This is a genomic window from Bradyrhizobium sp. 179 (genome assembly GCF_023073535.1).
Taxonomy (GTDB): Bacteria; Pseudomonadota; Alphaproteobacteria; order Rhizobiales; family Xanthobacteraceae; genus Bradyrhizobium.
Window position 1 is genome coordinate 1 of record NZ_JADPJR010000101.1, and the last position, 26940, is coordinate 26940.

The window sequence follows — 26940 nt, forward strand, 5'->3', positions numbered from 1 at the left end:
TCATGACGTCGCGCGCAGCGTCCGTCAAGGATGGCCGTCGCTCGCTCGAACCTCACGTGGTCTGTTGCCAGGCCACGCCTTGACGGACGCGAGCACGGCGTCATCATGGCAGGCGCAGACGATCCGGGCGGAGCAAAAAACTGCCGTCACTTAATGGTTGCTACAATATCGGCGAACTACCATATCGGCGAACGACGTTACGCAGTCTTCGCCGCCTCAAGCTTGTCCTGAGTCTTGGTCTCGAAATCGCTCGCGTCGTGCCGCTCGTGGAGCTGGCTGGCGAGATCGCCGGAGACGCGATTGACCATGCGGCCGCGCCTCACGGCCGGGCGCCTGGCGATCTGGTCGGTCCAGCGCTGCACGTTCTTGTAATCCTGCACCGAGAGGAATTCGCCGGCGCCATAGACCAAGCCCTTGGCGAGGGCGCCGTACCAGGGCCACACCGCCATATCGGCGATGGTGTACTCGCTGCCCGCGAGATATTCGTTGTCGGCGAGCCGCCGGTCGAGCACGTCGAGCTGGCGCTTGGTCTCCATCGCGAAGCGATCGATGGCGTATTCGATCTTGGTCGGCGCGTAGGCGTAGAAATGGCCGAAGCCACCGCCGAGATAGGGCGCGCTGCCCATCTGCCAGAACAGCCAGGACATCGCCTCAGTGCGCGTCTTGACGTCCTTCGGCAGGAAGGCGCCGAACTTCTCGGCGAGGTAGAACAGGATCGAGCCGGACTCGAACACCCGGATCGGCTCGGGCCCGGAGCGGTCCATCAGCGCCGGGATCTTGGAGTTCGGATTGATCTCGACAAAACCGCTGCCGAACTGGTCACCGTTGCCGATCCTGATCAACCAAGCGTCGTATTCGGCGCCCTTATGGCCGAGCGCCAGCAACTCTTCCAGCATCACCGTCACCTTCACCCCGTTCGGCGTCGCCAGCGAATAGAGCTGGAGCGGATGGCGGCCGACCGGTAGCTCCTTGTCGTGGGTGGGGCCGGCGATCGGGCGGTTGATGTTGGCGAACTGGCCGCCATTTTCCTTGTTCCAGGTCCAGACTTTGGGCGGCACGTAGGCAGGGGTATCGGTCATGCGAGAGGCTCCGGCGGAAAGATGCGCCTGCATTAATTAGCCCGCAAATGGCGGATGACAAGGGCTGCCCGATCTGCGCCCGGCGCGGGCCTCAGGCTCGCGTCATGCGCTCGCCTGTCTGCCGCCAGCTCCGGCGCTTCGGACTCCATCACGAAGCCTTCCAAGCACCAGGAGTTAGCCTGGGGGTGGAGCATCGCGCGGCGTGTCCACGCAAGATGCGCCGTCGAATCCGGCATGGCATCGCCAGCGACGATCCGCTAGCGTCGCTTTGCTTCGCCGCGACAGCAACGAGAACGCGAAGACTGCCGGGAGAGAGCCATGAAATCGCCGATCTGCGACATGCTGGGGATCGAGTTCCCGCTGCTCGCCTTCAGCCATTGCCGCGACGTCGTTGCGGCCGTCAGCCGCGCCGGCGGCTTTGGCGTGTTAGGTGCCACCGCGCATACGCCTGATACGCTCGAACGCGAACTGGCATGGATCGACGATCACGTCGATGGCAAGCCCTACGGCATCGACGTGCTGATCCCCGAAAACATCTCCACCGCGGGCGAGAAGAACGTCACCTGGAAGAGCCTGGAAACCCGCGTGCCGCAAGAGCACCGCAACTACGCGCGCGATCTCCTGAAGAAGTACGACATCGAGCTGACGACGACCGAGGTCGCCGCCAACCAGCCGCAGCCGTTCGACGCCAAAACGGCGCTGGAGCTGCTCGAAATTTCGTTCCGCCATCCGATCCGGCTCATCGCCAATGCACTCGGCGTGCCGCCGAAGGCCATGATCGAGATGGGCAAGACCCACGGCGTGCCCGTTGCTGCGCTTGTCGGCGCCAAGGAGCACGCGCTGCGCCAGGTCGCAGCCGGTGTCGACATTCTCGTGGTGCAGGGCACGGAAGCCGGCGGCCATTGCGGCGACGTCTCGACCATGGTGCTGGTGCCGGAGGTGATTAAGGCGATCAAGCCGATCCGCGAGGTGCCGGTGCTGGCCGCCGGCGGCATCATGACGGGCCGGCAGATGGCGGCCTGCATGGCGATGGGCGCGGCCGGCGCCTGGACCGGATCGGTGTGGCTTGCGACCGTCGAGGCCGAAACCACGGAGATTTTTCGCGAGAAGATGATCGCGGCCTCCTCACGCGACGCGGTGCGCTCGAAGGGCCGTACCGGCAAGCCCGCGCGACAGCTCCGCTCGGTCTGGACCGATGCCTGGGACCGCGCGCCGGAGAGTCCGGGCGCGCTGCCGATGCCGCTCCAGAGCATCATCAGTCGCGACGCCTTCAACTCCATCGATCGCGCGGCGGCGAGCGGCAATGCCAAGGCGCGTGATCTCGTCAGCTATTTCGTCGGCCAGGGCGTCGGGCTGATCGACAGCGTGAAGTCGGCCGGCGCCGTGGTGCAGGAGTTCAAGGAAGAGTTTGCGGAGGCCGTCGAGCACATGAATGCGCTGGTGGCGGAGTGATGGACCCTCATGGTGAGGAGGCGCGCAAGCGCCGTCTCGAACCATGAGAGCCCGTGGCCTATCCTTCGAGACGCCTGCTTCGCAGGCTCCTCAGGATGAGGTCGGAGATCTCAGAGAGTGAAGAAGCAAGAACAATGACGACTGTTTCCCCAGACCGCATCCCCGTCATCGTCGGCGTCGGCGAGATTGTCGACCGTCCCAAGGAGATCACTGACGGCCTCGAGCCGCTCGATCTGCTCGAACAGGCGCTGCGGCGCGCGGAAGCAGACGCCGGTGCAAAGCTGCTGGGCGAGGTGCAGTCGCTTGACGTCGTGAACTTTCTGAGCTGGCGCTATCGCGATCCAGAAGCGCTGCTGGCACAGCGGCTCGGCATCTCGCCTTCGCATTGTTACTACGGCCCAGTCGGCGGCGAGAGCCCGATCCGCTATATTCACGAGGCTGCAAAGCGCATCGCGCGGGGCGAATGCACCGTGGCGGCCATCTGCGGCGCCGAGGCGCAATCGACCGCGACCAAGGCTGAGCGCGCCGGGACAAAGCTGCCATGGACGCCATTCGCACACGATGTCGAGGAGCCCAAGCGCGGGGCAGCGTTCCAGAAACCGCTGGCAGTGAAGCTCGGCGTGTTCCGCCCGGTCACCGTCTATCCGTTCTATGAGGCGGCTTCGTCCGCGTATTGGGGCCAGACGCCGCGCGAGGCGATGGCTGAATCCGGCACGCTGTGGTCGCGCTAGTCCGAAGCCGCGGCGCAAAATCCCAATGCCTGGCTGAAGCGGCGCTATGCGCCTGACGAAATCACGACCCCGACCGCGGACAACCGCCTGATCGCATGGCCTTACAATAAGCTCATGGTCGCCAATCCCAGCGTCAACATGGGCGGCGCGCTGCTGCTCACGAGCCTTGCCAAGGCGCGTGCGGCGGGCATTACCGAGGACAAGCTGGTCTATCCGCTCGGCGGCGCCTCGGCGGAGGAGCCGCGCGATTATCTCCTGCGCGACCAGTTCTACGAGAGCCATCCGCAGAACGCGGTCTTGAAGGCCGTGATGGATCTCGCCGGCGGCGACGGCAAGAAGTTCGACGCCATCGAGCTCTACAGCTGCTTCCCGTGCGTCCCGAAGATGGCGCGGCGGACGCTTGGCCTGGATGCTGACGTGCAGCCGACCGTGACCGGCGGCCTCACGTTCTTCGGCGCCCCGCTCAATACCTACATGACGCACGCGGCCTGCGCGATGGTGCGGCGCGTGCGCGACGGCGCCAAGCTCGGTCTGCTCTACGGCCAGGGCGGCTTCGTCACCAAGCACCACGCGCTGGTGGTGTCGAAGACGCCGCCGCGCGCGGCGTTGATGCAGGAGACGAGCGTGCAGGCGGAAGCCGACCGCAACAAGCGGGCCGTGCCGGAATTCGTCGCGGAGGCAACTGGCAAGGGCAAGGTCGAGAGCTTTACCGTGCTCTACGGCCGCGGCGGCGAGGTCGAGCATGGCGTGGTGATGCTGCGGACGGCAGACGATCGCCGCACGTTGGCGCGGATTCCAGCGAGCGACACGGCGACGCTGGCGCATCTGCTCAACATGGATCGCACGCCGGTGGGATCAGTCGGCGATGTCACGACGGCGACCGACGGCGTGCCGCAGTGGCGGGTGACGTAGCTCTCGTGTCCCGGACAGGGTGCGGCATGCAAGGCCGCTCCGCAGAGCCGGGGCCCCCGGCAAGAAACACGGTGCTTTGAGGGGAGACGAGCCCCGGCTCAGCAGCGCATGACTTCATGCTGCGCTGCGTCCGGGGCACGAGGCGCCCTAGCTCTTCGGTGCCTGCTTCTCCGACGCGGTCGCCGGCTTGGCCTTGGCGCCAACCACGCGCACTGCATCCCCATCCGACAAGCCGTCCGGCGGTGCCGTGATGACGCGGTCGTCCGCTGTAATGCCCGAAGCAAGTTCGATCTCGCGGCCGAGGTCGCGCGCGATGGTCACGGTCTTGAACTGTACCTTGTCGTCCGGGCTGACCGTCGCAACGCGCAGGCCGTTGCTGTTGAAGATCAGCGCACTGGCGGGGATGCTGAGCGGCGCGGAGTCGCGCTGCAAGCTGAGCTTCACGCTGGCATAACCGCCGGGCATCAGCTCGCCGCTGGAATTGTCGAGCCCGAGTTGCATCCGCGTGGTGCCCGAGGCGACGTCGACGGACTGGGAGGAGGCTTCCACGGTCGCCTGGAACGACCGATTCGGATATTCCGGGAGCGTGATGATGGCCTTGGCGCCGATCTTGATCGCCGGCACATAATTCTGGGGCACGTTGACGTAAACACGCAGCTTGGTGATGTCGGAAACCACGAACATCGCCGGACCCGCCCCGCCGCCGGCATTGATCAGTGCGCCGACGTCGGTGTCTCGGGCGGTGACGACGCCGTCGAACGGCGCGGTGATCTTCTTGTAGCCGGCCAGCGCTTCCAGCCGCTCGACGTTGGCCTGGCCCGAATGCACGGCAGCGTTCTTGTTGGAGAGATCTGCAGTGCGCTCGTCGATCTCCTGTGCAGAGACGAAGTTCGAGGCGACCAGCGTCTTGCGGCGGTTCAGCGTCGCTTCGGACAGCCTGGCGCTGGCCTGCTGGCTGGCGAGGTCGGCGCGGGCCTGCAACAGCTGCTGATCGAGGTCTGGCGCCTCGATCTCGGCAATCACCTGCCCTGCCTTGACGCGGGCGCCGATATCGGCGCTCCAGCTCTTCAGGTAACCCGACACGCGCGCGAAGATCGGCGCACGGTAGTAGGCCTCCAGCCGGCCCGGCAGATCGATGGTGGCGTTGAGGGCCTTGGCGTTGGGCTGGGTCACCGCAACGCTCGGAATGGCCTGATCATGGGTCCATTCCTTCAACTTGGAGCCCTGCTCCTCGCGGGCACGGATGCCCGTGCCCACCACGAGGCCTGCCGCAATCAGCGCCACCACGCCGAAGATGCCCAATTTCCGGTGCGACACCGGGGAGCGGGTTTCAGTGGGCGACATGCGCAGTCTCCAATGGGGCGGCGGCTTTGGCGCCTTGTTTCTTGTGTACCATGCTGAACACCACGGGAACAAACATCAGCGTGGCGAAGGTTGCAAAGATCAGGCCGCCGATCACGGCGCGGCCGAGCGGCGCATTCTGCTCACCGCCCTCGCCGAGGCCCAAGGCCATCGGCGCCATGCCGATGATCATGGCGAGCGCGGTCATCAGGACGGGGCGGAATCGGACGAAACCGGCTTCCAGCGCAGCGGCGACGGGATCGCCGAGCTCCTGGTAGCGTTCACGCGCGAAGGAGATCACGAGCACGCTGTTGGCGGTGGCAACGCCCATGCACATGATGGCACCGGTGAGCGCCGGCACCGACAGCGTGGTCTCCGTCATGAACAGCATCCAGACGATGCCGGCAAGCGCGGCCGGCAGCGCCGTGATGATCACGAAGGGATCGGACCAGGACTGGAAGTTCACGACGATCAGGAAATAAATCAGCACGACGGCGCCAAGCAGGCCGAACAGCAGACCAGTAAAGGCGCTGTTCATGGTCTGCACCTGACCGAGCAGCACCACGGACGAGCCCTTCGGCACCTCCTTTGCGGTGTCCGCGATCAGCTGACGGATGTCGGCCGCGACCGCCCCGAGATCGCGGCCGGACGTGGTCGCGAAGATCTGCACCATCGACTGAATGTCGTATTGCGAGACCACCGCGCTCGAGGTCGAGCGCTTAATATCGGCGATGCCGCCGAGGATCGGCGATTGCGCATTGCCGGTCGCGGTGATCGGCAGCGTCTGGAGCGCGCTGAGCGAGTCGATCTGGTATTGCGGCGTCTGCATCACGATCGAGTACGACACGCCGTTGTCGGGGTTGAGGTAGTAGGTCGGCGCGACCTGCGAGGAGCCGGCGAGATTGACGACGAGGCTGTTGGTGACGTCCCGTTCGGTCAGACCGACATATTGCGCGCGGGTGCGATCAACATCGATGTTGAATGTTGGATTGTTCGGCGATTGCTGGATGCGCGCATCGGCAACGCCGGGAATCTTGCGGACCTTGGCCAGCAGGTTATTGGCGTAAGCGAAATTGGCGCTGACATCGGCGCCGCGGATCTGGAGGTCGATCGGCGCCGGCGCGCCAAAGTTCAGGATCTGGCTGACGATGTCGGCGGGCGGGAACGCGAAGCTGACGCCGGGGAACAATCGCGGCAGCTGCTCACGCAGCACGCGTACATGCTCTTCGGTCGGCTTGTGGCCTTCTTTCAGCTTGATCTGGATGTCGCCGTCCTGCGGGCCGATCACGCCGGTGTTGTTGTAGGTCATGTTGATGCCGGAGATCGGCATGCCGATGTTGTCGGTCATGGTCTCGATCTCGCCCGGGATCAGCTTGCGGACCGCCTTCTGCACGTCGGCGAGCTGGTTGGCGGTCTCCTCGACGCGGGTGCCGACCTGGGTGCGGACATGCATTAGGATGTTGCCGGCATCGACCGCGGGGAAGAAGTTGCGCCCGAGGAACGGCACCAGGGCAAAGGACGCGCCGACCACGCAGAGGAAGCCGATCACGAAGACCGCACGGTGCGCCAGCGCGAGGCCGAGCAAACCACGATAGAAGCCGCGAATGCGCTCGAACCGCGCCTCGAAGGCGCGCTGGAACCAGACGAAGGGATTGCGCGACTTCGGCGGCCCGCCCTCGTGATGGACATGCGCCTGCAGCAGGTAGTTCGCCATGGTCGGCACCAGCGTGCGCGACAGGATGAACGACCAGATCATCGCGAACATCACGGCTTCGGCCATCGGCACGAACAGGAAGCGCGCGACGCCGGTGAGGAAGAACATCGGCACGAACACGATGCAGATGCAGAGCAGCGACACAAAGGCCGGCGTCACGATCTGGTTGGCACCGTCGAGGATCGACTGTTCGACCGGCTTGCCCTGCTCCAGATGGTAGTTGATGTTCTCGATCGTGACCGTGGCGTCGTCGACGAGAATGCCAACGGCGAGCGCAAGGCCGCCGAGTGTCATGATGTTCAGCGTCTCGCCGATCGCCGACAGCATGATGATGGCGCCCAGCACCGACAGCGGGATGGAGACCGCGATGATGATGGTCGAGCGCCAGCTGCCGAGGAACAACAGGATCATGACGCTGGTGAGCAGCGCCGCGATCACGCCTTCGAAGGCAACGCCCTGGATCGCGCCGCGGACGAACACCGATTGATCACCGATGAAGCCGATCTTCAGTGCGTCGGGCAGCTGGTCCTTGACCTCGATGACCTTCTGTTTGATGCCGGCGATGATATCGAGTGTCGAGGTCGCGCCCGCCTTCAGCACCATCATTAGCACCGAGCGGTTGCCGTCGACATGGACGATGTTGGTCTGCGGCGGATTGCCGTCGCGCACGCTCGCGACGTCGCGGACGTAGACCATCGCGCCGTTGACGGTCCTGATCGGCAGATTGCCGAGCTCGTCGATCCGGAGCGGCGAGTTGTTGAGCTGGATGTTGTATTCGAACTGGCCGATCTTCTGGGTGCCGACCGGCGTGATGAGGTTCTGGGCGGCGAGCGCGTTGGCAACGTCCTGGCCCGAGAGGCCGCGGGCCTGGAGCGCGGTCGGATCGAGGTCGATCTGAACCTGGCGCTGCTTGCCGCCGAACGGGTACGGGATCGCCGCCCCGGGCACAGTGACCAGCGGCGTGCGAAGCTGATTGATGCCGATATCGGCGAGGTTCTGCTCGGTGAGGCCTTCACCCGACAGCGCCACCTGGATGATCGGAACGGTGGAAGCGGAGTAGTTCAGGATCAAGGGCGGCGTCGCGCCCGGCGGCATCTGCTTGAGCAGCGTCTGCGAGATGGCGGTGACTTGCGCGTTCGCGGTGCGGATATCGACGCTCGGCTGGAAGAAGATCTTGATGATGCCGAAACCGTTATAGGAATTGGCAGTGATGTGCTCGATATCGTTGACCGTCGTCGTCAGCGCGCGCTGGAATGGCGTCGTAATGCGGCCGGACATCTGGTCGGGCGGCAGGCCGGTGTACTGCCAGACCACGCCGATCACGGGAATGCGAATGTCCGGGAAGATATCAGTCGGTGTCCGCAGCGCCGCCAGCGGCCCGATGATCAGCAGCAGCAGCGCGAGCACGACGAAAGTATAGGGCCGGCTCAGGGCAATACGGACCAGAGCAATCATGCGCCAGGCAATTCCAGGTCAAGCGAGAATGTGGAAATCCGCCCCCGGGCGACCCCCATCTCCCTTTACCCGAGCGCCGCCGGAAACGCTAACCTCCGGCGGCCCTCGCGCATTCACTTCCCTGCTACCGCACTGCGAAATCTACATCGCAGCCATGCGGCCGCGTGCCTCACGCGGCGCGCACGTTGGACAGGAACTTGCCGACTTCGTTCTTCAGCCGGTTCGAATCGTTCGACAGCATCTGCGCCGCCGACAGCACCTGCGAGGAGGCCGTGCCGGTCTCGGTCGCGCCGCGCTGCACGTCGGTGATGTTGGCGGAGACCTGCTGGGTGCCCTGCGCTGCCTGCTGCACGTTGCGCGCGATCTCCTGGGTTGCCGCGCCCTGCTCTTCCACGGCGGCCGCGATCGCCGACGAGATCTCCGACAGGCGCTCGATGGTCGAGGAGATCTCCTTGATGGCGCCGACCGAATCGTTGGTCGCCGCCTGGATGCCGGAAATCTGCTGGCCGATCTCGCCGGTCGCCTTCGCGGTCTGCTCGGCCAGCGCCTTCACCTCGGAGGCGACCACCGCAAAGCCGCGGCCGGCTTCGCCGGCGCGCGCGGCCTCGATGGTGGCGTTCAGCGCCAAGAGATTGGTCTGGCCGGCGATGGTGTTGATGAGCTCGACGACGTCGCCGATGCGGGACGCCGCTTTGGACAGTTCACTGACGCGCTCGGTGGTCGCGCGCGCCTGGCCGACGGCGTCGCCCGCCATCCGCGCCGATTCCTGCACCTGGCGACTGATCTCACCGACTGACGAGGCCATCTCCTCGGTCGCCGAGGCCACCGACTGCACGTTGGTCGAGGCTTCCTCCGAAGCTCCGGCAACTGTGGTCGCCAGCCGCTGCGAGCGGTCGGCGGTCGAGGTCAGCGTCGAGGCGGAGGCTTCGAGCTGGGTCGAGGCCGACGACACGGTCTGGACGATCTCGCCGATCATCGTTTCGAATTCGCGGGTGATGCTGTCGACGCGGCGGCCGCGCTCGATCTTGGCTTCGGCGTCGACCGCGGCGGCTTCGTCGGCCGCCCTCTTGGCGATCAGCGCCTCCTTGAAGACCTGGAGCACATCGGCCATGGCGCCGATCTCGGTCTTCTCGCCGCGATGGGGGACTTTGGCAGTGAGGTCACCCTTGCCCAGCGCCTGCATGGGTTCGGTGATGGAGCTGATGCCCCGGGAGACGTCACGAACAAGATAGAAACTGACGCCGATGCCAATGACGACCGCCGCACTGAGAATGAGTGAGACCAGCATGACGGCATGATCATAACTGTCGTCAGCGTCTCGTGCGGCCTGATCCGCGCCCTTGGTGTTGAGCTCGATGTCCCGCCTCAAAACCTCGTCGGCCTGCAGCCCGATCTTGTTGACCGTCTTGCTGTTCAACTCGTGCGCTTCGTGCGGAATCTTGCCGGCCTCCTTGCGCGACAGGGCCATCACCTCCTGTGTGCCCTTTTTGTAGTCTTCCCACAGCTTGGACCACTCGCTGTAGAGTGCCCGTTCCTCGATCGACGTGATCATGGCTTCATACGACTGCCGAAGCTTGGTATTCGCCTCGACCACCGTCCCAAGCGTTTTTTCCGCCGCCAGCTTCTCTTCCAGGGTTTCGGACAGCATGTGCTCGCGGATCACGTTGCGATAGGTGATCACACCGGCGCGCAGTTCGCCCAGCACGCGCACGCTGGGCATCCAGTTCGTGGTGATGTCGACGGTGTTGGCATTCATCGACCGCATCTTCATGACGGCGAGCAGACCCATGCCGGTCATTGCGACCAGCAAGAATGCCACGACACTGATGATCTTGGCGCGGATGGAAATAGTGGCGAACATGAACTGGGTCTCTTTGTGCTGGCCGGTGCGCGTCCGGGAACTACGAATCAAACAAAAGGAGCAGCACCGACATCCGACACCAGAGCACCTGCGCAGAAGTTAACTACGACTCCGTACGAGTACGGAAAGCCGAAAGAAATGAACAGGCAGCTAACAATGCTCTGCGCTCAGCGCATGAGTCTAAGCGCGTCCGTGAAAAACTCCGGGCCACCGAAATTGCCGGACTTTAGGGCAAGCAGCATCTCGCCTGTCTCTGCGCCGACAGCGCGCAACACCGGGACACCCGCCGCAATTTCCACTCCTACGAGAAACCCGGGAATCCTCAACCGGTCGACCACGGCACCTGACGTCTCGCCACCCGCGACGATCAAGCGCCGAACACCCGCCTGCATCAGGCCTTCGGCAATGTTGGCCATGGCCTGCTCGATGGCATGCCCGGCCGCATCGCGGCCGTGATGCGCCTGAACGGCGGCAACGGCTTCCGGTGTCGCGCTCGAGGCGATCAGGACAGGGCCATCCGCCAGGCGCGGTCTCGCCCAGGCCAGCGCCCGCTGCGCTTCGCCGGCCCCTGCGACGATCTGCTCGGGATCAAGATGTAACACCGGCATGACACGCTCGGCATTGGCGATCTGCTGAAGTGTTGCCTGCGAGCAGCTTCCGGCAAGGCAGGCCGCCGGCCCGCCAACCGCAGCGCCCGTACCGCCTGCCGCCGTCGAGTTGACCTTGCCTGTCGACACCAGCGCACGAGCGAGGCCAAGGCCGATGCCGGAGGCGCCGACCGAGAGCCGATGTTCGGCGGCGACGAGGCCGATCGTCTCGAGGTCGCGGTCGAACACGGCGTCGATGATCGCGGCGCCGATGCCTTTGCCCGCGAGCTCGGCCAGGCGCGCCCGCACGGCGTCTGTACCGCGCGAGACCGTGGCGAGATCGACGAGCCCGATTTGCGTCTTGCTTTGGCGCGCCAAGACGCGCACCAGGTTGGAATCGTGCATCGGGTTGAGCGGATGGTCCTTCAGCGGGCTCTCGTTCAGCGGCACGGCGCCGACGAAGAGGTTGCCCTGGTAGACGGTGCGTCCTGTTTCCGGAAAGGCCGGCGTCACCAGCACGGCGCTTTCGCCGCAATCGGCGCGCAAGGCGTCCATCACCGGCCCGATATTGCCGGCATCGGTGGAATCGAAGGTCGAGCAGATCTTGAACAGCACGTGGCCCGCGCCGCGGCCGCGCAGCCATGTCTCCGCCGCGCGTGAGCGCGACACGGCAAGGCTGGCGTCGATCGAACGGCTCTTCAGTGACACCACGACGGCGTCGACCTCGGGCAGCGCGAGATCGTTCGCGGGCACGCCGATGGTCTGCACAGTACGCAGGCCCGCACGCGTCAGCGTATTGGCAAGGTCGGAGGCGCCGGTGTAGTCGTCGGCGATGCAGCCCAACGCAAGTATCACGGCTTCACTCCTGCGTAAGGCTTGAACCAGGCGAGCCCATCCGTTGTCTTGCCGCGCGGATTGTATTCGCAGCCGACGAAGCCGGTATAGCCGAGCCGGTCGAGCTCATCGAACAGGAACGGATAGTTGAGCTCCTCGCCGTCAGGCTCGTTGCGCGAGGGAATGCTGGCGATCTGGATGTGGCCGATGATCGGCATCATCTCGCGCAGCCGCATCGTGACGTCGCCATGGATGATCTGGCAGTGATAGATGTCGAACTGGAGTTTGAGGTTCGGCAGCCTCAACTCCTGGATCAGGTCGCGCGCGAAGCCGAAATCGTTGAGGAAGTAGCCGGGCACGTTGCGCGCATTGATCGGCTCGATCACGACGTCGATGCCGTGCGGCGCGAAGAACTCCGCGGCCCAGGCCACCGACTTGTAGAAGGCCTCGATCGCCACGCGCTCGCCGCGGTTGGCGATGCCGGCCATCAGGTGCAGGCACTTGACCCCGGTCGCCTTCGCATAGGGCAGTGCCGTCTCCAGGCTTGCCTTGAGATCGGAGAAGCGTGATGGCAGCGCGGCAAAGCCCTTCTCACCGGCGTTCCAGTCGCCCGGCGGCAGGTTGAACAGCGCCTGGGTCAGGCCGTTGCGCTTGAGCCGTTCGCCGACCGCCTCGGCGGGATGCTCATAGGGAAACAGGAACTCGACTGCGGTGAAGCCCGCTTGCGCGGCGGCATCGAACCGGTCGAGGAACGGCACCTCGGTGAACATCATCGAGAGATTGGCGGCAAAACGGGGCATCGGAATCCTCTCAGCTCTACTTGTCGCCGGGCAGCTTGACGCCGGTGACCTGCGCATACATCCGCGCCACCGAAGCGTCATCGTCACGGCCCATGCCGGCGGCTGACGTCATCAGAAACATCTGGAGCGCGGCGGCGGAGACCGGCACCGGGAATCTGGCGCTGCGCGCCATGTCCTGGATGATGCCAAGGTCTTTGACGAAGATCTCGACCGCGCTGCGCGGCGTGTAGTCGCCATCGAGCACGTGCGGCATCCGGTTCTCGAACATCCAGGAATTGCCCGCGGAGGCCGTGATCACCTCATAGACTTTGCGAATGTCGAGGCCCTGCTTGGCCGCGAACGCCATCGCTTCGCTGGCGGCGGCGATGTGCACACCAGCGAGGAGCTGGTTGATCATCTTGAACGCGGCGCCCTGCCCTGCGGCGTCCCCGAGCTCATAGACCTTTGCGGCCATGGCATCGAGAGCTGGCCGCGCCTTAGCAAAAGCGGCGGAGCTACCGGACGCGAGGATGGTCAGCTCGCCTTGCGCGGCGCGCTGCGCCCCACCGGAGATCGGCGCATCCAGATAATGCCGGCCGGTCGCCTCAAACTGCTTGGCAAGACGCCGCGCGACATCCGGATCCATGGTCGCCGAGGATATGAAGACGCTGCCCTTCGGCATGGTCTCGGCGGCGCCGTCCTTGCCGAACAGGATCGTTTCGGTCTGGGCAGCGTTGACCACGACGCTGACGACGATGTCGGCGTCCTTGGCAGCGTCAGCCGGCGTCTTGGCACCCGCGCCACCGTCCTTTACGAAGCGCGCGACGGCATCGTCCGAGACGTCGCAGCCGGTGACGGCATGGCCGGCGCGTTTCAGCGAGGTCGCCATGCCAAAGCCCATCGAGCCGAGCCCGATCACGACGATGCGCTGATTTTGTGACGTGGAGGCGGACATGCAACTGACCCTTGCGAACGTTTCCCGGACCGCCGCCCTTTGCGGCGGCTCGGCGAACCGATAACACGGCTTGGCCGCGCTGCCAAAGCGTGAGACAAGCAGGCATGACGGCCATGAGCAATGAGACACGGCTGCGCGAGGATATCTGCCGCTTCGGGCGGTCGCTGTTCGAGCGCGGGCTGACGCCGGGCTCCTCCGGCAATATCAGCGTCAGGCTGGACGGCGGCGGCTGGCTGGTGACGCCGACCAACGCCTCGCTTGGTTTCCTCGATCCGGCAAAGCTGTCGCGGCTGGATAGCCGGGGACGGCTGGTTTCAGGCGATGCGCCGACCAAGGAAGTTCCGCTGCACACGGCGCTCTATGACACGCGCGGGAGCGCGCGCGCGATCGTGCACCTGCACTCGACCCATTCGGTTGCGCTCTCGATGCTGCCCGAGATCGACCCGCGCGCCGCGCTGCCGCCGATGACGGCCTACTATCTGATGAAATGCGGCGCCACCGCGCTCGTGCCGTATTATCGCCCTGGCGATCCTGCCGTCGCGGATGCGATCAAAGGGCTGGCGGGGAAATATTCATCGGTGCTGCTCGCCAATCACGGCCCAGTCGTCGCCGGCGACACGCTGGAAGGCGCGGTGTTCGCGACGGAAGAGCTGGAGGAAACGGCAAAGCTGTACCTGCTGCTGCGCGGGATGAACCCACGGTATTTGTCGCCGGAGCAGGTGCAGGATCTGGCGAAGGTGTTCGGGGTGACGCTGCCGGAGCATGGGCATGGGGACTAGCGATTTGCGGTTAGGAATGGACGAGCGTCGCCTCGCCCACTGTCATTCCCCGCGAAAGCGGGGAATCCAGTACGCCGCGGCTTATCCGTCTCTCGCTGGCGTCTCTGGAATGCTGGATCGCCCGATCAAGTCGGGCGATGACACCGCGTGTGCGGGGGCAGCTTGCTCCACACTTCGTGCCTACAACCCCAGATACGCCTTCCTCACGTCGGGATTGCCCTTGATCTCCGCGGCCGCGCCCTGCATCAGCACGCGGCCGGTTTGCAGGATGTAGGCGCGATCGGCGATCTCGAGGCACTCGGCCATGCGCTGCTCGACGATCAGCACGGTCATGCCGGCGTCGCGGATGCGCTTCACGGCCTGAAAGATCTCGTCCACCAGCTTTGGCATGATACCCTGCGAAGGCTCGTCCAGCATCAACAGCCGCGGACGCGTCATCAGCGCGCGGCCGATCGCGAGCATCTGCTGTTCGCCACCGGAGAGCGTCTCGGCGCGCTGCTCCAGGCGTTCGGACAGACGCGGGAAAAGCTGGAAGACGAGATCGAGCGGCTCCTCACGGTTCGCCTCGCCGCGATAGAGATAGCTGCCGAGGCGCAGATTGTCGCGCACCGACAGGCGAGGGAACAGGCGGCGGTTCTCGGGCACATAGGCAATGCCGGTGGCCGTGATGTGATGCTGCGCCATGCCATCGAGACGCTTGCCGTCGAATGTCACCGTGCCCGAACGCGGCCGCTCGGCGCCAGCGATGGACTTGAGCAGCGTCGACTTGCCCGCGCCGTTGGCGCCGGCAACGCAGACGATCTCGCCCTTCTGAACCTCGATCGAGACCGCGGAGATCGCGACCAGGCCCTGGTAGGCGGTCGTGACTTCACGCACCGACAGCATGACGATCTCCCAGATATGCGCTGATCACCTTGGGATCGCGGACGACCTCAGCAGGCTTGCCCTCGACCAGCACCTTGCCGAGGTCGAGCACGATGGCGCGGTCGACCAAAGGCATCACGATCTCCATGACGTGCTCGACCATCAGCACGGTGATGCCGGCATCGCGCACCTTGCGCACCAAGCCGACGCCAGTCTGCGCCTCCGTCGGCGTGAGGCCGGTGAGGACTTCGTCGAGCAGCAGCAGCTTTGGCTCGGTTGCCAGCGCACGCGCGACTTCGAGGCGGCGCTTTTCGGCCGGCACGAGGTCGCTTGCGAGCACATCGGCGCGCGCGGCAAGGCCGGTGAATTCGAGCACCTCATGCGCCTTGCGGCGCGCCTCACGCATCAGGGTGTTGCGAACCAAGGCGCCGACGATGACGTTGTCGATGACCGTCATGGTCTCAAAGCTCTTGACCACCTGGAAGGTGCGCCCGATGCCGCGCTGGCAGCGCTCGGCCGCCGGCATGCGGGTAACATCCTCGCCGTCGAACCAGATCGAGCCTTGCGTCGGCGGCAGCACCCCCGCGATGAGATTGAACAATGTCGACTTGCCGGCGCCGTTCGGGCCGATCAGGCCGACGATCTCGCCGCGGCCGACCGAGATCGAGACATCGCTGTTGGCGACGAGCCCGCCGAACCTCTGCCAGACGCCGCGTGTTTCAAGCAGCGCGGTCATCGCGTGGCTCCCGTCTTGTTCGGGCGCGAAAACAGGCTCAACAGCCCTCGCGGCAAGGCCAACGAGATCAGGACGATCAGCGTGCCGTAAACAATGAGGTCGACACCGCGTCCCGAGCCGCCGAACTTGAAGCGCGTCAGCTCAGTCAGCGGGATCAGGATGGCGGCGCCGAGCACCGGCCCCCACAGGGTGCCGATGCCGCCGAGCACGGCGGGCAAGGCCATGAGCAACGAAAACTGGAAGCCCATGACGCTTTCGGGATCGATGTAGGAGACGAACTGGGCGTAGAAGCTGCCACCCACCGCGACCAGGAAGGCGGAGACGGCGGCCGCGCCCATCTTGGAATTGAACACGACGACGCCGAGGCTCTCGGCCGCCTCCGGATTGTCCTTTACCGCACGCCACCAATAGCCCCATTTGGAATCTTCCAGCCACCAAGTGACGAACCAGGCGAGGCAGCACAGCGCCAGCGCGAAGTAGAAGTACGGCAGCTTCGTGCGCAGGAATTGGAATTTCAGCCAGCTGTCGCCGCGGATTGGAATGGTGATGCCCATCGCGGCGCCGGCCCATTCCCAGTTATGGAACAGAAGCAACCCGATCTCAGCGATGACGATGGTGGCGATCACGAAGTAATGGCCGCGCAGGCGGAAGAAGGGATAACCGAGTCCCATCGCGATCAGCGCCGACACCACGCCGCCCGCCAGCATGCCGAACCAGGGCAGCACGCCGAACTTCATGAACAGCAGCTCGGTGGTATAGGCACCCAGGCCGAAATACAGCGCGTGCCCAAGCGAAATCTGCCCGCAATAGCCGGACAGGATGTTCCAGCTTTGTGACAGTCCCGCATACATCAGCGTCAGGATCAGGATGTTCTGGACGACGACGTCCTTCACGAACAATGGCGTCAGCGCGGCAACCACGGCGAGCACCGCGGCGATGACGAGGTCGCGGCGGCGCCGCGCTGCAAAATCCTTGTCCATCATATCGATCCGAACAGGCCGCGCGGCCGGACGAAGACGACCAGCAGATAGACCGCGTAGATACCGACCGATTTCAGCGACGGCGGCAGCACCAGCGCGGTCACCGCTTCGACCAGACCGACGATGATGCCGCCGGCGAAGGCGCCGAACACGCTGCCGAAGCCGCCGAGCGCCACCGTGACGTAGGCGATCAGGGCGAAGGACGCGCCAACGTCGGGATAGATGTAGAAGAAGCTCGCCATGATCGCACCCGCAAGGCCGACCAGCGCGGCGCCGAGCCCCCAACCGAACGCGAACACGCGGTTCTTGTCGATGCCGACAAGTGCGACCGCACCGGGATCTTCACGCGTGGCTTCCAGCGCGCGGCCGAAGTCGGTGCGGTGGATGAAGAGATAGAGACCGGCGAAAGCGAGAATCGAGACCAGCGCCCCAACCAGCTGCGGCTCCGGCAGGAAAATGCCGGCAACCGAGATGGTTTTACCGCCGAGCCAGGACTGGGGGATGCTGCGATAGTCCGGCGTGAAGAAGTACTGCGCGAGGCCGCGCATGACGATGGCCAGGCCGAAGGTCGAGAAGATCTGCACCATGCCGGCATTGGCCTTGGCGCGCATGGCGAAGCGTACAATGAGTAAGTAGACTACCGCCCCTAAGATAAAGAGCGCCGCGGCGACCAGCGGCGCAGACAGCAAGGGGTCGATCGCGAAGAACGCGAACAGAAAGAAGGACAGGTACATCGCGATCATCAGGAACTCGCCATGGGCGAAGTTCGTGACGTCCATCAGGCCGAAGATTAGCGCGAGGCCGACCGCGATCAGTCCGTAGAGCAGGCCCATGAGCAGGCCGCTCGCGAGACTTTGGATAATGGCTTGGGCTGTCACCTCTGATCCCCCGTTCGAAACGTCATAGTTTGCTCCGTCATTGCGAGCGAAGCGAAGCAATCCAGAATCTCACCGCCGAGGCAGTCTGGATTGCTTTCGTCGCTACGCTCCTCGCAATGACGAGGCATTCACGACGACCTCGATCTTCTATCCTGCTCCAGCAGCGTCTTACTTCATCGGCCAGATCGCCTCGGCGATCGCGGCCTGCGGCGGGAAGATGGTGACGAACTTGCCGCCAACATATTGCAGCAGCACCGGGTCGGCGTCGTTGTTCTGGCCCATCTCGTCGAACTTGACGCGCTTCCAGGGCATGATGGTCTGCTCGCCCGGGATGTCGGTCGCCGCCAGCGCATCGCGAATCTTCTCGCCGTCGGTCGACTTGGCGCGGCTGATGGCGTCGGCGAGGATGATCAGGCCCATGAACTGGCGCGAGGTGAGGTCGTTGAAGTCCTTGCCCGACTTCGCCTTGAACATGTCGTTGATCTTGCCGACCATCGGGCGCTTCTGCGCGAGGTCGAGCGAGAAGGTGCCGCGCGAGATCACGCCTTCGAGCTTGTCGCCGACGGCATCATAGAGCGCCTTCTCCGAGAAGCCGGCATCCTGCGCCACGATCGCGTTCGGCTTGTAACCGAGCTCGGCCATGGTCTTGACCAGGAGGATGCCATCGGTGGTGTAGCTCGACGGCATCAGCACGTCGGCGTTGGCGGACTTGAGCTGCTGCACCTCGGCCGAGAGCGAGGGCGAGTTGGCACGGTATTTGATGTCGGTGACGATCTTGTAGCCGCGCTCGCCGGCGATCTTGGCCTGAGCGTTGCCGGAGTCCGTGCCGAAGATGGTGTCCTCGTGGAACAGCGACAGCGTCTCGATCTTGGTGCCCTTCTTCTTCATGGCATCGAAGAAGTCGAACATTGCGGCCGAGTACATCTCGTCATGCGGCGCGGCACGGAAATAGTATTTCAGGCCGCGGCGATGCAGGCTCGGCGAGGAATTGTCGGCGGAGACGAACGGGATCTGGTAGCGCTCGCAGATCTGGCTGACAGTGACGGCGACCGCGCTCTGATAGGTGCCGATGATGGCGGCGACTTTTTCCTGCGTGATCAGGCGCTCGGCCTCGGCACGCCCCTTCTGCGGATCGGCCTGGTGGTCGGCGAACACGAGGCGGACCTTGGCGCCGCCGAGCCCCGGCAGGCCTTCACCTTTCGCCAGGGGCAGGTCGAAATCGGTGTCCTTGTTGATGACTTCGAGCGCGGTCTCATAGGCCTTCTGGGCATCGACGCCCTGCTGCGCGCTGCCGCCGGAGAACGGATAGATCACGCCGATCACGACTTCCGAGGTCTGTGCGCGCGCTGCCAGCGGCACCAGCGCGGCCGTAGCGGTAGCTCCCAACAACACGTCGCGGCGAGAGATCGTCATGGCAAAGTCCCCTGTTACTGAATTTCGACTGATCGAATGAAGTGATTGATGGATGCGGTAAAGCCCGAACAAGCAGCAAACGCTGCCTACTAAATCACGGCCATGGTCCTGTTCTTGAGATCCGTCACCAGCATCAGGCCGGGCGAATGCGTGATCGCGAACGGCAGCTTTGCTGCGTTGATCACCGATTGCGGCGTGACGCCGCAAGCCCAGAACACCGGGATCTCGTCATCGGCGACCGGCACGGGATCACCGTAATCGGGCTTGGCAATGTCCTTGATGCCGATCAGATGCGGATGGCCGAGATGCACCGGCGCACCGTGCACGGCGGGATAGCGCGAGGTGATCTGCACCGCGCGGATCGCATCCGCCGGCTTGAACGGGCGCATCGACACCACCATCGGACCGGCGAACGGTCCGGCCTCGCCGCAAGCGATGTTGGTGCGGTACATCGGCACGCGCACGTTCTGTTCGATGTGACGGATCGGCATGCCCTCCTCGAGCAGCGCCTCTTCGAACGAGAAGGAGCAGCCAAGCACGAAGGTCACGAGATCGTCGCGCCAGTAGCTCTTCACGTCGGTCGGCTCGTCGACGACCTCGCCGTCACGCCAGACGCGATAGCGCGGCACGTCGGTGCGGATGTCGAGATCGACGCCGAGCGAGGGGATGTGCGGGCTGCCGACGTCGGACATGCCGATGATCGGGCACGGCTTCGGATTGAGCTGGCAGAAGCGGTGAAAGGCGCTGGCATATTCCGCCGGCAGGATCGCCAGATTGCCCTGGACGAAGCCGGGCGCAACGCCGGCGGTGGAGGCGACCTGCCCTTCGCGATAGGCAAGCCGCGCCTTGCGGCTCGGGAGCGTGTCGGGCGTTTCAGTTTGCTGCGCTGCCACCAAAACAGTCATGGGATCGACCTGCCTATAAACTCGACAAAGACAAGCCAACACCAAGCGTGCTATAAAGTCTAATCGTCGTTTCTAATCAAACTCGATAAATTTTTTTTATCGATTAGGAAGATCCTTCCAATGCTGGACTTCAGGTCGATCGAGACATTTCTCTGGGTTGTGAAGCTCGGCAGCTTTCGGGGCGCCGCGCAACGGCTCAACACAACCCAGCCGGCGATCTCCCAGCGCATCGCCCAGCTCGAGCGCGAGATGGGCGTAAAGCTGCTCAACCGCGACCATCGCGTGGCCTCGCCGACCCCGAGCGGCCGGCAGATGATGGTCTATGCGGAGAAGCTGATCGGGCTGCGCGCCGCGATGATGGCGGAGATCGGCGACCGCTCGGCGATGCGCGGCGTGATGCGACTCGGCGTCGCCGAGACCATCGTGCACACTTGGCTGCCGCGCCTGGTGAAGAGCATGAACGAGGTCTATCCGAACCTGTCGCTGGAGATCGAGGTCGACATCACGCCGAACCTCACCGCCCGCCTGCTCGCGCAGGAGATCGAGCTTGCGTTCGTGGTGGGACCGCTGTCCGCTTCCGGCGTGCACAACCGCGTGCTCGCCGATTATCCGATCGGTTTCCTCGCCAGCCCCTCGCTCGGCCTCGGCAAGGGCCCGGTGACGCCGGCGGAGCTCGCGCGATTTCCGATCATCACCTTCCCGCGCAAGACCAAGCCTTACGAGGTCGTGCGCGAGGTGTTCGACCGGCCCGAGCTGCCGCCGATCCGACTGCATGCCTCCGCCTCGCTGGCCACCGTCATCCACATGGCGGTCGAAGGGCTCGGCATCGCCGTGATCCCCGACGCCATCGTCGAGAACGAGCTCGCCGACGGGAGGCTGCAACTGCTCGACACCGATCTCGCGATCGCGCCGCTGACCTTCACCGCGAGTTGGCTCGCCTCGCCCGACGTCGTGGCTATCGAGCGCGTCGCGGAGCTGGCGCGGCAAATTGCGCAGAGCAGCCTCGCGGTTGACGCGCCCGCGCTGGCGCGTCATTGAAAAAGACGCCGGACAATTGAGAGACTGACCGCATGAGCCGAGCCGCCACCAACCTGCAGATCGATCCCGCCCGCCTCTGGGGCTCCATCCACGAGACCGCGCAGTTCGGCGCGACGGCCAAGGGTGGCGTGCGGCGGCTGACGCTCAGCTCCGAGGACAAGCAGGTCCGCGACTGGTTCCGCAAGGCCTGCGAAGACGCGGGCCTGGAGGTGCATGTCGATGCGCTCGGCTCGATGTTCGGCCTGCGCAAGGGGCGCGACATGACAAAGCCGCCCGTCGGCATCGGCTCGCATCTCGACACCCAGCCGACCGGCGGCAAGTATGATGGCATTCTGGGTACGCTCGGCGCACTGGAAGTGATCCGCACGCTGAACGATGCCGGCATCGAGACGGAAGCGCCGATCTGCATCGTCAACTGGACCAACGAGGAAGGCTCGCGCTTCGCACCGGCGATGATGGCGTCTGCCGCCTATGTCGGCGATTTCACCACCGATGACATTTTGGCGCGCAAGGACGCTGAAGGCATGACCGTCAGGCAGGCGCTCGACGGCATCGGTTATCGCGGCGACAAGCCGGTCGGTTTCCAGAAGCTCGGCTGCTTTGTCGAATTGCACATCGAGCAGGGCCCGATCCTGGAGGCCGAAGGCAAGACCATCGGCGTGGTCGATTCCGGCCAGGGCGTGCTGTGGTACGACGGCAAGATTTCCGGCTTCGAGAGCCATGCAGGCTCGACACCGATGCCGCTGCGGCGCGACGCGCTGGCGACATTGTCGGAGATCGTGCTGGCGATGGAAGCGATCGCGAAAAAGCATGGGCCGAACGCGGTCGGCACCATCGGCGAGGCCGTGATCGCAAATCCGTCCCGCAACGTCATTCCCGGCGAGATCGCCTTCACCATGGATTGCCGCAGCGCGGATGGTGCCATCATGGACGCGCTCGATCGCGATTTGCGCGCCGCGATTGCCGAGATCGCTGCGCGCCGCAAGGTCGAGGTCAAGATCGACCTGGTCTGGCGCAAGCCGCCGACGCATTTCGATCCCAAGCTGATTGCAGCGGTCGAGAACGCGGCGAAGACGCTCGGCTATTCCTCTCGCCGCATCACCTCCGGGGCGGGCCACGACGCCTGCAACCTCAACACCGTCATGCCGGCGGCGATGGTGTTCGTGCCCTGCAAGGACGGCATCAGCCATAACGAGCTGGAGGATGCCACGCAAGCGGACTGTGCCGCGGGGACCAACGTGCTCATGCACACCGTGCTGGCGATCGCCGGCGTCGCGTCCTGACCGGAGAGAACCATGCGCGGAGTTTTCGTCGACGCCAATGAAACGCTGGCCGTGATCATGGAGCGGCTGGAGAAGCCCGGCGATCCCAAAGTGCGGATCCACAGGAATCCCGATATCAAGCCGGAGCAATATCCGGAGATCCTCGACGGCGCCGAGATCGCCATCGTCGACCACACCGCACTGCCGACCGGGGTTGCGAGGAAGTGCACCGGCCTCAAGCACGTCGTGTTCCTGGGCACCGGCGCGCGCAGCTACATGAACCCGGAGGAACTGGCCGAGCTCGGCATCTCCGTGCATCTGATCAAGGGCTACGGCGACACGGCGGTGGCGGAATCCGCGATCGCGCTGATGTGGGCCTCGGCCCGCGTCATCGCGATGATGGATCGCGAGATGCGCGGCGGCAACTGGCTGCGCGAGGACGGTATGCAGCTCACCGGCAAGACGCTCGGGCTGATCGGCTTCGGCGGCATCGCCGCAGAAGTTGCGCGCATTGCGTCCGGTAGCGGCATGAAGGTGATCGCCTGGAACCGCTCGCCGAAGAGCCATCCTGGCGTGGAATTCACCGATCTCGATACCGTGCTGGCAAGGAGCGACGTCGTGTCGCTGCACCTGCTGCTCAATGACGAGACGCGCGGCATGATCACGCGCGAGAAGATCTTTGCGATGAAGCGCGGTGTCATCCTGATCAACACCGCTCGCGCCGCGATCGTGGACGAAGCCGCCATGATTGATGCGCTGAAATCGGGCCACATCCGCCATGCCGGCCTCGACGTCTTCAACGTCGAGCCGCTGCCCGGCGACCATCCGCTGACAAAATTGCCGAATGTGACGCTGTCGGCGCATTCCGCCTTCCGCACGCCGGAGGCGAGCGAGAACCTGATTGGCGCGGCGTGGGAGCACTGCCGCCGGATCGTGAAGGGATAACAGCAACAACCATGGCCGATTACCGCACCATCAAGGCAGAGAAGCTCACCAGCGTCATCCATGCCATCGCCAAGGCGGGCGGATCCACCGATCGCGAAGCCGAACTGGTCTCCACCAACCTCGTCGAGGCGAACCTGAAAGGCCACGACTCGCACGGCGTCGGCATGATTCCGCGCTATGCCGAGGCGGTCGCCGAGGGCGGCCTCGCGGTCAACCAGCATGTCAAGATCGTGATGGATACGGGCCCCCTGCTGACCCTCGACGGCCTCACCGGCTACGGCCAGGTGATGGGCCATGAGGCGATGGAGCTAGGCGCCGAGCGCGCCAAGCGCAACGGCGTGTGCGTCGTCGGCCTCTCCAACTCGCACCATATCGGCCGCATCGGCCATTGGGCCGAGCAGTGCATTGAGCACGGGCTGGTGTCGATCCACTTCGTCAACGTGATCTCGCGCCCGATCGTGGCGCCCTGGGGTGGCAGCGATGCGCGCCACGGCACCAATCCGTTCTGCGTCGGCATCCCGCGCGAAGGCCACGAGCCGATCGTGCTCGACTTCGCCACCAGCAAGATCGCGCAGGGCAAGACCCGCGTCGCCTACAACAAGGGGGTCGCGCTCGAGCCCGGCACCATCATCGATAACGAAGGCAGGCCAACCACGAACCCGCGCTACACCGTGATCGCCCCGCACGGCGCCATCCTGCCGTTCGGCGAGCATAAGGGTTCTGGGTTGGCGTTGGTGTGCGAAATTCTCGGCGGCGCACTTTCGGGCGGGCAGGTCGTCAAAGGACCGGCCGACAGCAAGCGCCGCGTCCTCAACGGCATGCTCTCGATCATCATCGATCCGAACAAGCTCGGCACCGGCGAGAACCTCGCGCGCGAAGTCGAGAGCTTCGTTGCCTGGCACACCGGCTCGCCCCCCGCCCCCGGCGTCGACAAGGTGAAGATCGCCGGCGAGCCCGAGCGCGAGACCAAGAAGAAGCGGCTCGCCGAGGGCATTCCTGTGGATCCGAATACCTGGCAGGAGATTCTGGACGCCGGAAAGCGGTTCGGGCTTGATCAGGCGACGATTGAGAAGATTGTGGGCTAAGCAGAGCGAAGCACGCTTGTCTTCCCCTTCTCCCCTTGTGAAGGGGGCGCGAAGCGCCGGATGAGGGGGTTCTCGCAGCGAGCAAAAACCCACAATGAGAGGTCTGCTTCCGCGAAGATACACCCTCACCCGTCTTCGACGCTTCGCATTGAAGCCATCCTCTCCCACAAGGGGAGAGGGTAAAACAGCGAACTAGTCTACCATCTCCGCCACCGCCTTGCCGCAGGCAGTGGTGTCGGCATTGCCGCCGAGGTCCTTCGTCCGCAGCGTGCGTTCGGCGAGCGTGCGCTCGATCGCGTCGACGATCGACTTGCCGGCTTCCTTCTCGCCGAGATGCTCGAGCATCATCGCGCCCGACCAAATCATGCCGATCGGGTTGGCGATGCCCTGCCCCGCGATATCGGGCGCCGAGCCGTGCACCGGCTCGAACACGGATGGGAAATTGCGCTCGGGATTGATGTTGCCAGACGGCGCGATGCCGATGGTGCCGGTACAGGCCGGGCCGAGATCGGAGAGGATGTCACCGAACAGATTGGAGCCGACCACGACGTCGAACCAGTCTGGATGCAGCACGAAGTTCGCGGTGAGAATATCGATGTGGTACTTGTCCCATTTCACGCCCGGAAACTTCTTGGCCATCGCCTCCACGCGTTCATCCCAATAGGGCATGGTGATGGAGATGCCGTTCGACTTCGTCGCCGAGGTCAAGTGCTTCTTCGGCCGCGACTGCGCGAGTTCGAAGGCGAACTTCAGGATGCGGTCAACGCCGGTGCGAGTCATCACTGTCTGCTGCGTCACGAACTCGCGCTCGGTGTCCGGGAACATGCGGCCACCGACGGAGGAATATTCACCTTCCGTGTTCTCGCGCACCACCCAGAAATCGATGTCGCCGGGCTTGCGGTTCGCCAGCGGCGACGGCACGCCGGGCATCAGCCGCACGGGACGCAGGTTCACATACTGGTCCAACTCGCGGCGGAATTTGATCAGCGAGCCCCACAGCGAGACGTGATCCGGAATCTTGGCCGGCCAGCCGACCGCGCCGAAATAGATCGCATCGTGCTTACCGATCTTTTCCTTCCAGTCATCTGGCATCATCTGGCCGTGCTTCTCGTAATAATCCCAGGACGAGAAGTCGAAATGGTCGAATTGCAGGGACACCCCGTGCTTCTTCGCCGCCGCCTCCAAAACGCGCAGGCCCTCAGGCATCACTTCCTTGCCGATGCCGTCGCCGGGAATGATTGCGATCCGGTATTGTTTCTTGCTCATCGAGACGTCCTTGGTTGGTTTCGGCAGCCGCCTTTTGATTGCACTGCAATGGACCAAACGCGGCGGCAGTGCAACGCTGCACTGCAATGTTGACCGTGGCGCGACCGAGCGCCTACTGATCTGATCCTGTTCCCATCCTGCGAGTACCCCTCATGGATCTGCATCTGCGCGGCAAGCGCGTCCTGATCACGGGCGCATCCAAGGGCATCGGCGCGGCCGCCGCTGAGGCGTTTGCCGAGGAAGGCGCGCATCTGCTGCTTGCAGCCCGCAGCGGCGAGCAGCTCAAGGCGCTGGCCGAGCGGTTGCGTTCCGCGCACCAGATCGACGCCGCGACGAGTGTCGTCGATCTGCGCAAAGCCGAGGACATTGCGCGGCTCGCCAAGGAGGCCGCCGGCATCGACATCCTCGTCAACAATGCCGGCGACATCCCCGGCGGGTCCATCGACAAGATCGACGAGGCGACCTGGCGGCACGCCTGGGAATTGAAGGTGTTCGGGTACATCAACCTCACGCGGCAGATCTACGCGCAGATGAAGGCCAGGGGTGGCGGCGTGATCGTCAACGACATCGGCGCGGCCGGCGAGAAGTTTGATGCCAATTACATCTGCGGCAGCGCCGGCAATGCTGCGCTGATGGCGTTCACCCGTGCCCTCGGTGGAAAAAGTCTCGCCGACAACATCCGTGTGGTTGGCATCAATCCCGGCCCTGTCGGCACCGACCGCCACGTCACGCTGCTCAAGACGCGGGCAAAGCACCAATTCGGCGACGAGAGCCGCTACAGGGAATTCCAGAAGAGTCTGCCGCTCGGGCGCCCTGCGCATGCGCGCGAGATCGGCGACCTCATGGCGTTCCTGGCGTCGGATCGCTCGGGCTATACGTCGGGCGTGATCTATACCGTCGATGGCGGCATCAGCGCCGGCTGGGGTTAACTCTGTCCTCGTCATTGCGAGCGCAGCGAAGCAAATCCAGGAATGTATCGGCGGGTAAGAGTCTGGATTGCTCACATGGGGGTTTGGTGTGTCAAGATTTATGATCAGCTCTTTGTTCGATTGCAGGCCAGCTCTTCGTCCCGACCGTGGGATCTTTCGG

General features: G+C 64.5%; 21 protein-coding genes and 1 pseudogene. 8 read left to right on the plus strand and 14 right to left on the minus strand.

The window, feature by feature from the left end:
- Nucleotides 1–197: 197 nt before the first annotated feature.
- Entirely contained in the window at nt 198–1079 is an 882-nt protein-coding gene (gene yghU / locus IVB12_RS22985) for a glutathione-dependent disulfide-bond oxidoreductase (protein WP_247302310.1), read from the minus strand.
- 318 nt (nt 1080–1397) lie between these two features.
- On the opposite strand from yghU, the gene IVB12_RS22990 reads away from it, so the two are divergent.
- The gene (locus IVB12_RS22990; protein WP_247302311.1) at nt 1398–2531 is read left to right on the plus strand and encodes a nitronate monooxygenase; all 1134 of its coding nucleotides are present in this window, start codon (nt 1398–1400) and stop codon (nt 2529–2531) included.
- Between the two features lie 134 nt (nt 2532–2665).
- Nucleotides 2666–4174, plus strand: a pseudogene (locus IVB12_RS22995) (acetyl-CoA acetyltransferase).
- A gap of 147 nt (nt 4175–4321) precedes the next feature.
- Here IVB12_RS22995 and IVB12_RS23000 read toward each other — a convergent pair.
- The 6 genes from IVB12_RS23000 to ltnD all read right to left on the minus strand — a co-directional run bounded on the left by IVB12_RS23000 (nt 4322) and on the right by ltnD (nt 13700).
- Nucleotides 4322–5518 (minus strand): efflux RND transporter periplasmic adaptor subunit, encoded by a 1197-nt coding sequence (locus IVB12_RS23000; protein WP_247302320.1) that lies wholly within the window; start codon nt 5516–5518, stop codon nt 4322–4324.
- Entirely contained in the window at nt 5505–8684 is a 3180-nt protein-coding gene (locus IVB12_RS23005; RefSeq protein WP_247302322.1) for an efflux RND transporter permease subunit, read from the minus strand. Before IVB12_RS23005 ends, IVB12_RS23000 begins: the two co-directional genes overlap by 14 nt.
- Nucleotides 8685–8853: 169 nt before the next feature.
- Nucleotides 8854–10545 (minus strand): methyl-accepting chemotaxis protein, encoded by a 1692-nt coding sequence (locus IVB12_RS23010; RefSeq protein WP_247302323.1) that lies wholly within the window; start codon nt 10543–10545, stop codon nt 8854–8856.
- 167 nt (nt 10546–10712) lie between these two features.
- On the minus strand, nt 10713–11987 hold the full coding sequence (otnK, locus tag IVB12_RS23015) for a 3-oxo-tetronate kinase (protein WP_247302325.1): 1275 nt from the start codon (nt 11985–11987) through the stop codon (nt 10713–10715).
- Nucleotides 11984–12766 carry a 2-oxo-tetronate isomerase gene (gene otnI, locus IVB12_RS23020; protein ID WP_247302327.1) on the minus strand — a complete coding sequence of 261 codons (783 nt, stop codon included), beginning with the start codon at nt 12764–12766 and terminating at the stop codon, nt 11984–11986. The genes otnK and otnI overlap by 4 nt, the downstream gene beginning before the upstream one ends.
- A gap of 16 nt (nt 12767–12782) precedes the next feature.
- The gene (gene ltnD / locus IVB12_RS23025; RefSeq protein WP_247302329.1) at nt 12783–13700 is read right to left on the minus strand and encodes an L-threonate dehydrogenase; all 918 of its coding nucleotides are present in this window, start codon (nt 13698–13700) and stop codon (nt 12783–12785) included.
- A gap of 104 nt (nt 13701–13804) precedes the next feature.
- Between ltnD and IVB12_RS23030 the strand changes: the two genes are divergently transcribed.
- On the plus strand, nt 13805–14479 hold the full coding sequence (locus IVB12_RS23030; RefSeq protein WP_247302331.1) for an aldolase: 675 nt from the start codon (nt 13805–13807) through the stop codon (nt 14477–14479).
- Between the two features lie 180 nt (nt 14480–14659).
- Here IVB12_RS23030 and IVB12_RS23035 read toward each other — a convergent pair whose 3' ends face one another.
- The 6 genes from IVB12_RS23035 to IVB12_RS23060 form a co-directional block, all read right to left on the minus strand.
- A complete protein-coding gene (locus IVB12_RS23035; RefSeq protein ID WP_247302333.1) occupies nt 14660–15364 on the minus strand; it encodes an ABC transporter ATP-binding protein in 705 nt (234 codons plus the stop codon).
- Nucleotides 15348–16079 carry an ABC transporter ATP-binding protein gene (locus IVB12_RS23040; RefSeq protein ID WP_247302335.1) on the minus strand — a complete coding sequence of 244 codons (732 nt, stop codon included), beginning with the start codon at nt 16077–16079 and terminating at the stop codon, nt 15348–15350. Before IVB12_RS23040 ends, IVB12_RS23035 begins: the two co-directional genes overlap by 17 nt.
- Complete coding sequence (locus tag IVB12_RS23045) at nt 16076–17059, minus strand: branched-chain amino acid ABC transporter permease (RefSeq protein WP_247302337.1); 984 nt, start codon at nt 17057–17059, stop codon at nt 16076–16078. Before IVB12_RS23045 ends, IVB12_RS23040 begins: the two co-directional genes overlap by 4 nt.
- Entirely contained in the window at nt 17059–17937 is an 879-nt protein-coding gene (locus IVB12_RS23050) for a branched-chain amino acid ABC transporter permease (RefSeq protein WP_346657735.1), read from the minus strand. Before IVB12_RS23050 ends, IVB12_RS23045 begins: the two co-directional genes overlap by 1 nt.
- Before the next feature lie 168 nt (nt 17938–18105).
- A complete protein-coding gene (locus IVB12_RS23055) occupies nt 18106–19350 on the minus strand; it encodes an ABC transporter substrate-binding protein (protein ID WP_247302338.1) in 1245 nt (414 codons plus the stop codon).
- Nucleotides 19351–19439: 89 nt separating this feature from the next.
- Nucleotides 19440–20255, minus strand: coding sequence for a putative hydro-lyase (locus tag IVB12_RS23060; RefSeq protein ID WP_247302340.1), 816 nt, complete (start codon nt 20253–20255; stop codon nt 19440–19442).
- 120 nt (nt 20256–20375) lie between these two features.
- On the opposite strand from IVB12_RS23060, the gene IVB12_RS23065 reads away from it, so the two are divergent.
- The 4 genes from IVB12_RS23065 to IVB12_RS23080 are packed head-to-tail and all read left to right on the plus strand — an operon-like array spanning nt 20376 to nt 24585.
- Entirely contained in the window at nt 20376–21293 is a 918-nt protein-coding gene (locus tag IVB12_RS23065; RefSeq protein ID WP_247279797.1) for a LysR family transcriptional regulator, read from the plus strand.
- Nucleotides 21294–21325: 32 nt separating this feature from the next.
- Nucleotides 21326–22576 carry a Zn-dependent hydrolase gene (locus tag IVB12_RS23070; protein ID WP_247302343.1) on the plus strand — a complete coding sequence of 417 codons (1251 nt, stop codon included), beginning with the start codon at nt 21326–21328 and terminating at the stop codon, nt 22574–22576.
- Nucleotides 22577–22588: 12 nt separating this feature from the next.
- Nucleotides 22589–23500, plus strand: a complete 912-nt coding sequence (locus IVB12_RS23075) for an NAD(P)-dependent oxidoreductase (RefSeq protein WP_247302345.1) — start codon at nt 22589–22591, stop codon at nt 23498–23500.
- A gap of 11 nt (nt 23501–23511) precedes the next feature.
- Complete coding sequence (locus IVB12_RS23080) at nt 23512–24585, plus strand: malate/lactate/ureidoglycolate dehydrogenase (protein ID WP_247302346.1); 1074 nt, start codon at nt 23512–23514, stop codon at nt 24583–24585.
- 192 nt (nt 24586–24777) lie between these two features.
- Here IVB12_RS23080 and IVB12_RS23085 read toward each other — a convergent pair whose 3' ends face one another.
- Entirely contained in the window at nt 24778–25851 is a 1074-nt protein-coding gene (locus IVB12_RS23085; protein WP_247302348.1) for a tartrate dehydrogenase, read from the minus strand.
- 152 nt (nt 25852–26003) lie between these two features.
- On the opposite strand from IVB12_RS23085, the gene IVB12_RS23090 reads away from it, so the two are divergent.
- On the plus strand, nt 26004–26780 hold the full coding sequence (locus IVB12_RS23090) for an SDR family oxidoreductase (RefSeq protein WP_247302350.1): 777 nt from the start codon (nt 26004–26006) through the stop codon (nt 26778–26780).
- The last annotated feature ends 160 nt before the right edge of the window (nt 26781–26940 follow it).